Raw genomic sequence first — 12,999 nt, 5'->3', positions numbered from 1 at the left:
GCCCCGTTCCGGCGGGGCGTCGTCGGCGGCCGGCTGTGGGTGCCGGGCGCTTTACGCGGAGTAGAGCGCGTCGATGTTCTCGTGGAGCTGGTTGGCCAGCGGCGGTGCCGTGTAGGTGTCGGTCATGACCTCGATGTAGCAGCCGGTCTTCGCCTTCGCCGCCGTCTTCATGGCCTGGTCGAGCTCGGCGAGGGTGGAGACCCGGGCGGTGTACCAGTCCTCGCAGCCCAGGGCCTTCGGCAGTTCGGAGTACTGCCAGTTGGCCAGGTCGTTGTAGGCGATGTCCGGGTCCTTGCAGAGCAGGCGCTCGATCAGGTAGCCGTGGTTGTTCAGGACGAACACCACTGGGCGCAGGCCGTACCGCCCGAACTGGCTGATCTCCTGGGCGGTGAGCTGGTGGGACCCCTCGCCGGTGACCAGAACGACCCGTCGGCTGTCCTCGGCGGCGGCGACGGCCGCGCCGACCGCGGCGGGGGTGGCCCAGCCGATCGAGCCCCACAGGGACTGGTTCTGGAACGTGGCGCCGCGGGGCAGCCGGGCGAAGGCCATGCCCATGGAGACGGTTCCGGTCTCCGCCACGAGGATGTCGTCGGGCTTGAGGAAGTCCTCCCAGCGGGGGTAGAGGTTCTCCGCGGTGATGGAGTCGCTGGTGACGCCGCCCGCCGGGGACATGCGGGTCACCTCGGCCGACGGGTGCGGCCACTGCTTGCGGGAGAGCTTCCGGGCGAGGGCGCCGAGGAGGTCCTTCATCTCGACGCTCTGGTAGGTCATGCCGTCGACACTGACGTGGTGGTGGCGGATGTCGATCGTGCGGCCGGGGTCGAGGTTGGCGGTGAACGCGCCGGTGTTGAAGTCGTGCATCAGCGCGCCGACCAGGATGACGACATCCGAGTCCTCGACGAAGCGGCGGACACTCTCGTTCATGAGCTTGCCGTCGTACATGCCGGCGTACGAGGACTGGTCCTCGTCCAGGACGCCCTTGTCGGCCATCATCGTGGCGAACGGCAGCCCGGTCTTGTCGAGGAACTGCTGGAGCTCCTTGCCGAGACCGGAGCGGGCGGTGAGGATGCCCGGCAGGACGCAGGCGCTGTCCGCGCGGCCGAGCATGTCCGCGATGGCCTGGACGGCGGCTTCCACCTGTGCGGGGTCGCTGGCCGGGGCGGGGATCGGCTGGGCCGTGCCGACCACCGGCATCTCCGCGAGGTCGGCGGGGAAGGCCATGTAGACCGGGCGGCGGTGGTAGAGCGCCGCCGCGATGAGGCGCTCGGTCTCGGCCGCCGCGTTCTGCGGCGTCATGATGGCGCTCGCGCACACCACGGAGTCGGACATCTTCTTGAAGAGGTCGAACTCGCCGTTGCCCAGGGTGTGGTGGACGAGCGAGTGGTGGGCCTGGACGGGCATCTTGGGCATGCCGACCAGGTGGAACACCGGAAGGTGCTCGGTGTAGGCGCCGGCGATGCCGTTGATCGCGCTGAGTTCCCCGACGCCGTAGGTGGTGCACACGGCGCCGATGCCGTGCACGCGGGCGTAGCCGTCGGCGCTGTAGGCGGCGTTGAGCTCGTTGCAGCTGCCGATCCACTGGATGTCCGGGTGCTGGGCGATGGCGTCGTCGACGGGGAACGCGAAGTCGCCGGGGACGCCGAAGACGTGGCGTACCCCGATGTCCCGCAGCCGATTCAGGACGTGCTGGATCACGGTGGTGGACATTGAGGAAGTTCCTTTCCTTTGCGACGGCACCACCGATCCAGGGCGCCGGGATGCCCGGCGGAATCGGTGCCGATAGCCCATCCGTGAGTGATCGGTGGGTGCGGGCTCTACGAGGGCGCCTTCGCGGAGCCGGCCGTGCGAAGAGTTCGCACCGATGAACCGGACGAACCTTTGGGTGGAGCTTGCTCTGCCGTCACACCACACATGGAACAAACCGGATGTTTACTACCGGAACATGCTGTCTGCATCCCGTACAGCGCGCAACCGGAGCGAACTCACCCCTGAGCTGTGCAAACGAATCTCCACCGTTTGAGACAACTTGACTCACAAGAGGGTTGCGTGAGCCTGGCCGGGGACTTCACCGCTCGGCACTCGGCGCTGTTCGCCCTGCCTCACGACCCGCCCGGATGCACGGGAGGCCGTGCGGCGTTCGTCGGGTCCCAGGGGCAGGTTGTCGGCACCGATGCGCTCACCACTGCAGACCGTGTCGGTTTTGACGAGCGTGGTCGTCGTGCTCTCGTCGACACTGGGCGAGTGCGCTCCGTGAACTCCGCCTTGCGGTCCGCGCAGAGGGTGTCGCGGCAGTTGTGCCGCTGTTGGCGATCTCGGTGAGGTTGGGTACGAAGCGCCCCGGACGCGGAAGTCGACGTACCGGCCTCGGCGCCCGGGGCACTTCGTTCCCCTCACCCGCCGAGGGGGTTTACAGGAACTGCTCGCCCTGACCCAGACCGATTCCGGTCGTCCAGGACGTGATCAGCACGCCGCCCTGACTGATGTCGGTCTCCCCGGGGACGTAGAAGTTCGTGGAGAGCGAGCTGTGGTCCGGCATCGCCAGCGTGAGGGTGGTGACCTTGAGCGTGTGCTCCGGCAGGTCCGGCTTGCTGTACCGGACGGTGGCGTGCAGCGGGGAGTCCGGGCGCAGCACGAGTTTGCCGCCCCGTCCGTTGACGGTCAGCGGTATGGACGCGGTCTGGTCGGGGGGCCCGCTCAGGGACACCTGGGGGGTGTCGCTGAGGGTGCAGGCGATGCCGTCGTGCGCCAGCAGGGTGATGTCGAAGGTGCGACGGCTGAGGCCCGAGGTGAGGCCGCCGAAGTAGAAGGAGATGTCACTGGCGCGGCAGGGGCGCGGTGCCGTACCGGTGGCCTTGGCTGTGGTCTTGGCGGTGGCTGTGGCAGTGGCTTTGGCGGTCGCGATGCCGGGAGCGGTCAGCACTGCCGCGGCGATCGTTGCCACGCCCGCTGCGACCAGAGTCATTCGACGCATGGGGATCCTTGGAAGCGGAGAAGGAGAGAAGGAGATAAGGGGAGAAGGGGTGCTCAGAAGGCGGCGAGGCCGTGCGGCATGCCGAGGCCGGTCGGCCCGTCCCAGCCGGGACGCGCGTTGCAGACCGAGGCACTGAGCCCGGGGTAGTCGCCGCACACGTGGTACGCCTCGTTGTTTCCGGCGGTGATGTCGGTGAAGGCGGCGGCCGGGGCGCGGTAGAGGGTTCGGGGTCCGTCCACCGAGGCCAGATGGCCCGCTCGGACGAACAGGCCCGCGATGTACGGGGCGGAGGCGCTGGTACCGCCGGCGATGACCCAGTTGTAGGGCTCGCCGGTGCTGGGAGCGTAGGTGTCGTAGACCGCAACCCCTGTGGCGGCGTCGGCATCGGCCGACACGTCCGCTGCGGCACGGTGGTGACCGCAGGCCGCGGTCACCGAGGACGGCTGTCCGTCGGCGGCGGGGAATCGTGTCTCGCACCCGCTTCCCGCGGCCCACCAGGCGGTCGCCGGGCCGGAAGCCGGCAGCGTGACCCCGCCGACGCTGATCACCGAGGGGAGGTTGGAGGGCCAGTCCTGGTGGATGCCGCCGTTGAAGCCGGCGTCCCCGGTGGACGCGGTGATCGCCACCCCCTTGTGGCGGAGCGCGGCAAGGATGCGGCCGCTGGTGTTCGTCACGTCGGCGGAGTAGCCGTAGCTGATGCTGACCGCCGAAGCGTGGTGGGCCACAGCGGTGTTCACCGCCCGGGCGAAGTCACCGGTGGAGACGTCGTTGTTGTCCTCGGCGTCCTGCCACGGCACCGATATCTCCATCAGCCGGCAGGACGGGCAGGCCGCCGAGGCCATGTCGAGGTCGAGCGAGGTCTCCAGCGCCACCTCCTCCTCCACGAACGCGCCGTGGGCGTCCTTCTGCGGGGCCGGCTGCGCACCGCCTGTGTAGTCCAGCAGTTGCAGGCAGCCGGATGCCGTCGTGCAGGGCGGCAGGCCGTACGTCCGCCGGTAGGCCGCCAAGTCGCGCTCCAGGGCGGGGTCGACGCCGGCGTTGATGACGGCGATGATGCCCTTGCCGGCCGAGGTGCGAGGCAGTCCGTACGCCTTGCCGAGATCGGCGGGTCCGTAGCCGGCGGGCAGCGGTGAACGCAGCGGCGAGGTGCTGCCCTTGTGTTCCGTGACCACCTCGGAGTGGCACTGCGGGCACACCGAGCGCACACCGTGCGAGTCCAGCAACCGTCCGCTGCTCACCGCCTGGCGCAGTGCGGCAACACTCTCACCGCTGTTGGCGCGGGCGCTCGACGGCGCGCTCCCCGTGGCCGCCGGGGACGGCGACGGGGAGGGGGACGGCGACGAGGCCGCGGCGAGTCCGGGTTGCAGGGCTGCGGCGGTCAGCGCTACGGCGGCCGCGGCCACCGCCGAGGCCTTGACGACGCGGTGCGACAACTTCGGTCTCATACGCGCGATTCGGCCTCGCGACATGAATCTGCTCACGCGTTCGTGAATCCTCTCCACTCCTGGCCGGGCCGAACGGCCCGGTGCGATACAGCTGCCCGACCTGGGGCACCTGTTGCTCTTGCGATGCACCGGGGGCGCCGGAAGTTCTTGGTCGCTGAGAATTCGCGCGGAAGATCGCCGGATCGCGAGACACACGGCGAGGCACCGGACCGGGCGCGCTGCGCAAGGCCCGGGCGGGGCAGCGGCGTTGAACGATGCGCGGCGGGTAGCCGAGCCCCATGGGATCAATGAACGAAGTCCAGCTTGCCGTTGCCCACGACTTCCTGGTCGGCGTCGTGCCGCTGACCGTCGGCGTGATCGTCGTGGTGATCCTGGTAGGGGCCGTCGTCGTCGGCCGCCGGCACCGCGCCCGACAGCCGGCGCCCGTACAGACGTCGCAACCCCGCGCCGGGGCGTGGCAGACACGCGACGAGTACGGAGTGGACCTGCCGTCCGATCACGGTCCCGGGCACCAGGACGGCGTCAGCCATGGCAGCAGCCGGCGACGCGAGCCGGACGAGTGGTCCGAGCAGGGGACTCGCCGTCGTCCGCACTCCATGAAGGGCTTCGGCAACTTCGGCTCGCACGGTGTCGGGGGCCCGGCCGACCGGCCATGAGCCCGGACACGGACGGATGCGGTCGCGCGGGAGCCGGCCACTTCGCGGTGACGGACATGCCGGTCGGGCATTTCCGTCAAGAGGCTGCGTCTGCGACCGTCCCCGGTTCCTCGTCGCGGGCACGCGAAGTGGGGCCCTACCGGATGCCCGGTAGGGCCCCACTTCGCGTGATCAAAGGTTCAGAGCCGCCCAGGCGGCAACGACGTCGGTGGTCGCCATCCCCCACTCGGCACCGCTGCGGAGGTAGTTGAGTACGCCCCGGTTCAGGTTTTCACCGGGGAGTGCGTACCGGGGAGGATCACCCGCTTCAACGCGGGCGCGCGTGCGAGGTGACTCCGTGGTGGGCACGTGCCAGTCGGCCGTGCGCGCGGAAGCCGTCGGCGGACGTCACAGGGGCGGGCGCGGTCGGCCGCGCCTGCCCGTTGTACGCCGACGCCACACAGACCGTGTTCGGGAAGGGCGATGTGTCGGCCGGTACCGTGCCGGAATTCCGGGTGACCCGGCGGCGCGGGAAGCTGCTGACACCGGGGACGCCACTCGACGGCGCCCACGTGCTCGCGACCATCCATCCCTCGGCCGTGCTGCGCGCCGGCGAGGACCGGGAGGCGATGTACCAGGGGCTGGTGGCCGACCTGCGTGTGGTGGCCGGCAGCCTGTCCTGACGATGCCGCCCCTGGCCGCGTGCGCGGCCGGCGGACGGCAGCGGGGGCCGGGCAGACGTGCCCGGCCCCCGCAGCCGCTGTCGCCCCGTTCAGGACCTGCCGCGTCCCGTGATGAGGTCCCGGGCCCGGTCGACGAGGCCGGTACCGGGGGCGAGGAGCTTGTTGCCGGGAGGGGTGTCCGGCGCGCTGGGGTGCGGGCGGGTCGGGGCGACCTTCTTGGCCCGGCGGACCTGGTCACCAAGCTCCATGAGCCGCTCGGGCGAGCAGGCCTGCGCCAGGCTGGGGAAGAGCAACTGCTCCTCCTCCCGGAGGTGCTCCGTGACGTCGGTGACCAGCTTCTGCACGAGGATGTCGAACTGCGCGTCGTCCACGTCGACGCTCTCCAGGTCCTTGAGGACCTGTTCGACCTCGGCGTGTTCCTGGATCTCCTTGTCGGCGAGGGGGCCACCGCCGGGGACGTGCTCGCGCACGGCCGGGTAGAGGTACATCTCCTCGGCCACCGAGTGCCGCACGAGCTCGATGGTCACGTCGTCCAGGACGTCGCGTCGTCGCTTGTCGCCCGCGGGGAGAGCTTGGAGGCGGGCGAAGTACTCCTCGACCTCGCGGTGGTCGGCCATGAGCTCCGCGATGACGTTGCCGCCGTGTCCCATGAGGGTCTCCTTTTCCGAGCGAAGATGAACTCTCTTCATGAGTCGGCTTCCCGGTCCTGCCGGGGTCACGCGTGCGTCGCGCGGCCGGCTCAGTCCTCGGAGAACCGGATGCGGGCCCACAGAGGGAGCACGAACCAGCACAGCAGGTACCAGACGAGGACCGCGGACACCAGATAGGGCACGTAGCGGTCATGGGTCGCCACGCGGAGCACCAGCAGCAGCGCCGAGGTCATGGTGGCCAGCAGCAGGACGAGCCCCGCGAAGGTGAGCCGGGCGGCCCAGCGGACCGCCTCGGGCTTGATGCGCCGTCCCGACACCAGGCGGTGGAAGGACACCGGGCCGATCAGCGCGCCGGTCGCGCACGCGCCCAGCACGACCGTGACGATGTAGATCGCTTTCTCGGTGCTCCCGAGCTGCGGGTAGTGGGGGGTGAACACGACGGTCAGCAGGAAGCCGAAGAGGATCTGCACACCCGTCTGCGCGACGCGTACCTCCTGGATGAGCTCCCCCCACTGACGGTCCGCGCGTTCGTCGTGGGTCTCGTCGCGCCCGCGCCCGGAAGCCTCTGGGGAAGTGCCCTTGCCGTCGGAACCCATGCCGCCCCTCCCGAGTGACCGATGCCGCCCCTGTCCGGTGCGTGTACCCGGATACGGCCGGATACCGCTCGGCGGCACGGCCCCGCGCCGTCGGGCGGGGCGCGTCGGTCAGGGGCGCATCAGCACCTTGATGGCGCCGTCGGCCTTTTTCTGGAACATCTCGTAGGCCTGCGCCGCCTGTTCAAGCGATACGTGGTGGGTGGCGAAGGAGTCCACGCCCAAGGGGTCGTCGTCGGTGAGCAGCGGCAGGATCTCGTCGCTCCAGCGGTGGACGTTGGCCTGTCCCATGCGCAGTTGGATCTGCTTGTCGAACATGGTCATCATCGGCATGGGGTCCGTCATGCCGCCGTAGACGCCGCTCACCGACACGGTGCCGCCGCGCCTGACCATGTCGATGGCCAGGTGCAGGGCGCCCAGGCGGTCGACGCCCGCGTACTCCATGAGCTTGGCGGCCCACTGCCGCGGGAGCACGCCGGCGGCCTGCTGGGCGACCCGGCCCAGCGTGCTGCCGTGGGCCTCGGTGCCAACGGCGTCGATCACCGCGTCCGGGCCCCGGCCGCCCGTGGCGTCCCGGACGGCGGCGATCAGGCCGTCCGCGTCGTCGAACTCGTCCAGGTCGTGGACCTCGACCCCGTCCTGCCGTGCCCGGGTCAGCCGCTCGGGCACGTGGTCGACGCCGATCACGCGACCGGCTCCCAGATGGCGCGCCACCCGGCAGCTCATGGCGCCGATCGGCCCGAGACCGAGGACGGCGACCGTACCGCCCGCGGGGACAGCGGCGTACTTCACGGCCTGCCAGGCCGTGGGCAACACGTCCGAGAGGTAGACGAACCTGTCGTCCGGCGGGCCCTCGGGCACCTTGATCGGCCCGAACTGGGCCTGCGGCACCCGCAGATACTCGGCCTGGGCGCCGGGGACCCGGCCGTACAGCTTGGTGTAGCCGAACAGCGCGGCACCGGAGCCGAATTCGGTGACCTGCGTGGTCTCGCACTGGGTGGGCAGTCCCTCCCGGCACATGTAACAGGTGCCGCACGAGATCTGGAACGGCACCACGACGCGGTCGCCGGGGGAGAGATCGCCGACCTCGGAACCGGTCTCCTCCACGATGCCCATCGGCTCGTGACCGAGAATGTCCCCGGGCGTCATGTACGGCGCCAGAACCTCGTACAGGTGCAGGTCGGAGCCGCACAGGCCGGTCGAGGTGATCCGCACCACCGCATCCGTCGGCTTCTCGATCCGCGGGTCGGGCACCGTCTCGACCCTCACGTCACGCTTTCCGTGCCACACGGTCGCGCGCATGACCGATCACTCCTTTCGAACGTGAACGTCCGGCAGGACAGAAGACTCGGGTACCCGATGGGCGGCCGGTGAACCACCGGCGGACCGCCGCCCCCGGAATGTGGGGCACAGAGTCAGGGTGCCCCCTCAGCCGGCGGCGCGGCCGCCCGGGCCGAGGAGCCCTGGGGAGGTGTTCTCGGGACGGGGCCCCTCGCTCCCCAGGATCCGCCCGGCCCGCCGGGCGACCAGACCGGGCAGAAGGGAGCGGGCGGCCTGCACGCCGCGTACCCAGGGCTGGACGTACACGGAGGAGGAGCGCCGTTCGATGCCGCGCACCAGGCGCTCCGCCGTGGGCTCGACCGCATGGGTGCGGTTGGCCGGCCATGGCATCAGCGCCCGCACCTCGCGCAGCGCTCCGTGGCGCCAGGCGTCCTGGATCATCGCCGTGTCCGTCCAGCTGAGGTAGGCGACTCCTACGCCCACCCCTCGGCCCGCGACCTCGGTGCGCAGGCCGTGGGCAAGCGTCTCCACCCCCGATTTGGACGCGCAGTACGCGGACATCAGCGGGGCGGCGCCGAGGGCGGCCAAGGACGAGATCTGCAGGTAGTAGCCGCGGGTCGCGATGAGTCCGGGGAGGAAGGCGCGCGCGGTCAGCGCGCTTCCGATGAGGTTGACCTCCACGACCCGCCGCCAGACCGCCATGTCCGACTCCTCGAACGGTCCCACCGTGGCCACACCGGCATTGGCCACGACCACGGACGCCGGGCCGAACCGCCGCGTCACCCGGTCGGCCGCACGCCGTAGGGCCGACTCGTCCGTGACATCGACGTGCCATGCCTCACCCGAGCCCGTACCGGCCGCCGCTGCGGCTGTCAGTGCGTCCCGCTCGAGTCCCAGCAGCGCGACGTTCATCCCGCGAGCCATCAGGGCGTGGGCCACGGCCTGCCCGATGCCGCGTGCGGCGCCGGTCACCACGGCGGTGCGGCCCGCCAGAACCGATCCGGAGCCTGCCATCAGCACCATCCCCTTCCGGATGATAAATGCGATGAAAGTGACGATAGTGACATAAGTGGCGGGCCGGCCTTCTGATATCGGCGAGTGCCGACGCACCGGCCCGGGACCGGGAGGGCGTATGGCCGTCAGACACCGGCTGGTGGCCGGCGCGCCGGAGGATGTGTGGGCCGTGCTCGCCGACGTCGACCGCTACGGGCAATGGGTCGTGGGGCCGTCGGGGTCCGAGCGGGGCGACGGCGACTGGCCCCAGGTCGGCTCCAGCATCCGGTACACCGTGGACCTCGGGCCGTTGAAGCTCAAGGGAACCACCGTCGTACGGATCTGCCGGCCCGGGCGGCAACTCGAACTCGAAGCCATGAGCGGATGGCTCGGCAGCGCCCGCATCGCCCTCGAGCTGCGGCCCTGGGCCGAGGACACCCTCGTCATCGTCGACGAGCATCCGCTGCGCGGTCCGGGCGGCATGCTGCACAACTCCCTGCTCGACGCGTTCCTGCAACTGCGGCATCGCAGCATGCTCAACAGACTGGCGCACATGGTCGAGGAGGGCGCGGACCGGACCGTGCCCCGTGCATGAGCGGTGTCAACGAGTACACGGGTCCACGGGTTCACCGGTTCACGGGTCCACAAGTCCACGCGGGAGGCGGTCGCATGCCGGACGCGGTGGTGATCGGCGCGGGCCCCAACGGCCTTGTCGCCGCGAACCTCTTGGCCGACGCCGGATGGGCCGTGGAGGTCCTCGAGGCCCAGGACGAGCCCGGCGGCGGGGTCCGCTCCGACCGGGCCGTCCACCCCGACTTCGTCCACGACCTGTTCAGCTCCTTCTATCCGCTGGCCGCTGCCTCGCCGGTCATCCGCCGGCTCGAACTGGAACGAGAAGGCCTGCGCTGGTGCCACGCCCCGGCCGTGGTCGCGCATCCGCTGCTCGACGGCCGCTGCGCCGTGCTCCACCGGAACCCGGGCGACACCGCCGCACTCCTCGACCAGGACGCCCCGGGCGACGGTGAGGCCTGGCTGCGGCTGTGCGCTCTGTGGGACCGGGTCGGGGACGACATCGTCGAGGCGCTGTTCACGCCCTTTCCGCCGGTGCGGGCCGGACTCCGCCTGGCCGCCCGGCTGCGCGCCGCGGGGGGACTTCGCCTGGCCCGCACCTTGGTCCTGCCGGTGCGCAGGCTGGGGGAGGAGGAGTTCCGCGGCGCGCTGGGCCCCCTGCTTCTGGCCGGCAACGCCCTGCACGCCGACCTGGCACCCGAGGCCGCCGGCAGCGGTGGATTCGGCTGGCTCATGGCGATGCTCGGGCAGGCGTACGGGTTTCCGGTCCCCGTGGGCGGCGCGCAGTCCTTGGTCACCGCCCTGGTGGACCGGCTGCGGCGCAACGGCGGGACGGTGCGCTGTGGGGCCCGTGCCACGTCGGTGGTGGTCCGCTCCGGGCGGGCCGTCGGTGTCCGTTTGGCGGACGGCGAGGTCGTCCCCGCGGGCCGCGCCGTCCTGGCCGACGTGTCCGCGCCCGCGCTCTACACGCGGCTGCTGGACCCGGCCGACCTGCCGGAGCGCGTCCTGGAGGACCTGCGGCGATTCCAGTGGGACTTCGCGACCTTCAAGGTCGACTGGGCGCTCGACGGCCCGGTGCCGTGGTCCGCCGACGCCGCGCGGCGCGCGGGCACGGTCCACCTCGCGGAGGGCGTCGACGGACTGACGCGCTTCGCCGCGCAGATCGCCATGGGCGAGGTGCCCGAGCGGCCCTTCCTACTGTTCGGGCAGATGACCACGGCCGACGGCACGCGTTCACCGTCCGGAACGGAGTCGGCCTGGGCCTACACCCACCTGCCCCACCAGATCCGCGGCGACGCGGGCGAGGGAGGAATCACGGGGGCGTGGCACACGGGCGACCGGGAGCGGATGGCCGACCGTGTCGAGGAACAGGTCGAGCGGTACGCCCCCGGATTCCGTGCCCTGATCCGCGCCCGTCGTGCCCTGGCCCCACCCGACATCGAAGCGGCCGATGCCAATCTGCACGACGGCGCGATCAACGGCGGCACCGCCGCCTTGCACCAGCAGCTGGTGTTCAGGCCCGTTCCGGGCACCGGGCGCCCGGAAACGCCGGTCGCCGGGCTCTTCCTGGCCTCCGCGGCGGCTCATCCCGGTGGTGGCGTCCACGGGGCGCCGGGCGCCAACGCGGCCCATGCCGCGCTGCGCTCCCGGTCACCGAGCCGGCTCCTCAGCGGCGCGCAGCGTGCCCTCACCCGCCGCAATCGCTTCGGGGAACGCACCTGAGACGCGGGCGTGCCGCCGCGGAGACGGCGGCCGCACCTTCGTGTCGGCGTGGACGCCGGTGCCGTGCCAGCATGGGCCGTAGGCGGTGGACCGAGGCAGGAACGCCGGGTCGGGTGGCCGACAGCCCTGGCAGGTACGGGGCAGGGGGCGCCGACAGCAGGGAGAGCGTTGTGGCCCACGAGCAGCTCCGACTCGGCGAGGTTCTCGCGGCGGCCGAGGCGGCCGGGCCGGTGGAGTCCGTCGCGGTCATCGCCCGCAATCTGCGGGACCGGTTCGGGGCGAGCTCCGTGTCGTTCCTCACCGCCGACGTCATCGGTCAGAAGGTGGTGCGGATCGGTGATCAAGGCATGTCGCGTGCGGGCCACGGCCTGGAACAGATCCCGTTGGCCGGCACCTTGTACGAGGAGGCGTTGCGCGGCCAGCGGCTCGTACAGGAGCCGGACGCCGGGCAAGGCCTGCGGGTGATCGTGCCGGTCGCCAATCGGGGCGACGCCATCGGCCTGCTGGAACTGACCCTTCCCGAAGCCACGCGAGAAGTCCTGGAGCAGGTCGGCGAGGCCGCCCACGCGCTCGCGTACCTCATCGTCACGGACCGGCGTTTCACCGACCTCTACCACTGGGTCGAGCGCACCACGTCCGTCAGCCTCGCCGCCGAGATCCAGCGTGGACTGCTCCCTTCGGCCGCCACTTGCGAAGGGGAGCGGTTCACGCTGGCCGGTGCGCTCGTGCCCGCGGACTCCATCGGGGGAGACACCTACGACTACGCGGTCGACGACGACACCTTGCACCTGTCCATCACCGACGCGATGGGGCACGACGTCGATTCCGCCCTGCTGGCCACTCTCACGGTCAACGCCTCCCGCGGCGCCCGCCGGGCCGGCTGCGATCTGGCCGAGCAGGCGCACCGGGTGCACAGGACGCTCCTGGACCACGGCCGCAACGGCTTCACCACCGGTCAGCTCATGCGTATCGGCATGGACGGAGCCGGCATCCAGGTCGTCAACGCCGGCCACCCGTGGCCGCTGCGCCTGCGCGGCGGCGCGGTCGAGGAGGTCCGCGTCGACGTCCACCTGCCCTTCGGCGTCCCCTCGCGCACGCCCTTCCGCGTCCAGCCGATGGACCTGCGGGCCGGTGACCGATTGATCCTCTACACCGACGGCATGCAGGAACGCCGGGCCGGCGCCGTGGACTTGGCGGCCCTGATCCGTGAAACCGCCTCGGAGCACCCCCGCGAAGTGGTCCGCGCGGCCACCGCCGCGGTGTTCGAGGCGTGCCTCGGGCATCTGCAGGACGACGCCACGATCGTGTGCCTGGACTGGCGGGGACCGTGCACGGGAGAGCGCCGCGCGCGGTGACACCGATCAGGGGGCGGCACGCCCTCGCTGCCGGGCACCTGGACAGACGACACGAACGAGACATCTGCACCGACGTAGGGGTATTCGCTGGCCAAGGCATC

At 71.2% G+C, this 12,999-nt stretch carries 12 protein-coding genes; 5 read left to right on the top strand and 7 right to left on the bottom strand.

The window, feature by feature from the left end:
- Positions 1-51 precede the first annotated feature (51 nt).
- The 3 genes from ACFWVC_RS21700 to ACFWVC_RS21690 all read right to left on the bottom strand — a co-directional run bounded on the left by ACFWVC_RS21700 (position 52) and on the right by ACFWVC_RS21690 (position 4,416).
- Positions 52-1,707: an alpha-keto acid decarboxylase family protein gene (locus ACFWVC_RS21700; RefSeq protein ID WP_384288275.1), complete on the bottom strand. Its 1,656-nt coding sequence runs from the start codon at positions 1,705-1,707 to the stop codon at positions 52-54.
- Between the two features lie 700 nt (positions 1,708-2,407).
- Entirely contained in the window at positions 2,408-2,971 is a 564-nt protein-coding gene (locus ACFWVC_RS21695; RefSeq protein WP_384288270.1) for a DUF4232 domain-containing protein, read from the bottom strand.
- Positions 2,972-3,024: 53 nt separating this feature from the next.
- Positions 3,025-4,416: a hypothetical protein gene (locus ACFWVC_RS21690; RefSeq protein ID WP_384288267.1), complete on the bottom strand. Its 1,392-nt coding sequence runs from the start codon at positions 4,414-4,416 to the stop codon at positions 3,025-3,027.
- A gap of 287 nt (positions 4,417-4,703) precedes the next feature.
- Between ACFWVC_RS21690 and ACFWVC_RS21685 the strand changes: the two genes are divergently transcribed.
- Both ACFWVC_RS21685 and ACFWVC_RS21680 read left to right on the top strand, forming a co-directional pair.
- Positions 4,704-5,072, top strand: coding sequence for a DUF6479 family protein (locus tag ACFWVC_RS21685; protein WP_384288264.1), 369 nt, complete (start codon positions 4,704-4,706; stop codon positions 5,070-5,072).
- Positions 5,073-5,536: 464 nt separating this feature from the next.
- Entirely contained in the window at positions 5,537-5,734 is a 198-nt protein-coding gene (locus ACFWVC_RS21680) for a hypothetical protein (protein ID WP_384288257.1), read from the top strand.
- Between the two features lie 89 nt (positions 5,735-5,823).
- Here ACFWVC_RS21680 and ACFWVC_RS21675 read toward each other — a convergent pair whose 3' ends face one another.
- From ACFWVC_RS21675 to ACFWVC_RS21660, 4 genes are all read right to left on the bottom strand, one after another.
- Positions 5,824-6,384: a hemerythrin domain-containing protein gene (locus ACFWVC_RS21675; RefSeq protein ID WP_384288254.1), complete on the bottom strand. Its 561-nt coding sequence runs from the start codon at positions 6,382-6,384 to the stop codon at positions 5,824-5,826.
- An 89-nt stretch (positions 6,385-6,473) separates the two neighbouring features.
- Positions 6,474-6,980, bottom strand: coding sequence for a DUF6328 family protein (locus ACFWVC_RS21670; RefSeq protein ID WP_384288250.1), 507 nt, complete (start codon positions 6,978-6,980; stop codon positions 6,474-6,476).
- A gap of 108 nt (positions 6,981-7,088) precedes the next feature.
- Positions 7,089-8,279 carry a zinc-dependent alcohol dehydrogenase gene (locus tag ACFWVC_RS21665; protein WP_384288247.1) on the bottom strand — a complete coding sequence of 397 codons (1,191 nt, stop codon included), beginning with the start codon at positions 8,277-8,279 and terminating at the stop codon, positions 7,089-7,091.
- Positions 8,280-8,405: 126 nt separating this feature from the next.
- Positions 8,406-9,272 (bottom strand): SDR family oxidoreductase, encoded by an 867-nt coding sequence (locus ACFWVC_RS21660; RefSeq protein ID WP_384288243.1) that lies wholly within the window; start codon positions 9,270-9,272, stop codon positions 8,406-8,408.
- Positions 9,273-9,390: 118 nt separating this feature from the next.
- Between ACFWVC_RS21660 and ACFWVC_RS21655 the strand changes: the two genes are divergently transcribed.
- From ACFWVC_RS21655 to ACFWVC_RS21645, 3 genes are all read left to right on the top strand, one after another.
- Positions 9,391-9,846 carry an SRPBCC family protein gene (locus tag ACFWVC_RS21655; protein WP_384288238.1) on the top strand — a complete coding sequence of 152 codons (456 nt, stop codon included), beginning with the start codon at positions 9,391-9,393 and terminating at the stop codon, positions 9,844-9,846.
- A 74-nt stretch (positions 9,847-9,920) separates the two neighbouring features.
- Positions 9,921-11,543: a phytoene desaturase family protein gene (locus ACFWVC_RS21650; protein ID WP_384288235.1), complete on the top strand. Its 1,623-nt coding sequence runs from the start codon at positions 9,921-9,923 to the stop codon at positions 11,541-11,543.
- A 170-nt stretch (positions 11,544-11,713) separates the two neighbouring features.
- The gene (locus ACFWVC_RS21645) at positions 11,714-12,898 is read left to right on the top strand and encodes a PP2C family protein-serine/threonine phosphatase (protein ID WP_384288229.1); all 1,185 of its coding nucleotides are present in this window, start codon (positions 11,714-11,716) and stop codon (positions 12,896-12,898) included.
- The last annotated feature ends 101 nt before the right edge of the window (positions 12,899-12,999 follow it).

The sequence above is a fragment of the Streptomyces sp. NPDC058691 genome (assembly GCF_042714775.1).
Classification (GTDB): Bacteria; Actinomycetota; Actinomycetes; order Streptomycetales; family Streptomycetaceae; genus Actinacidiphila.
Note: the sequence above shows the minus strand (reverse complement) of the source record. Positions and strands in the feature narration are given on the sequence as shown.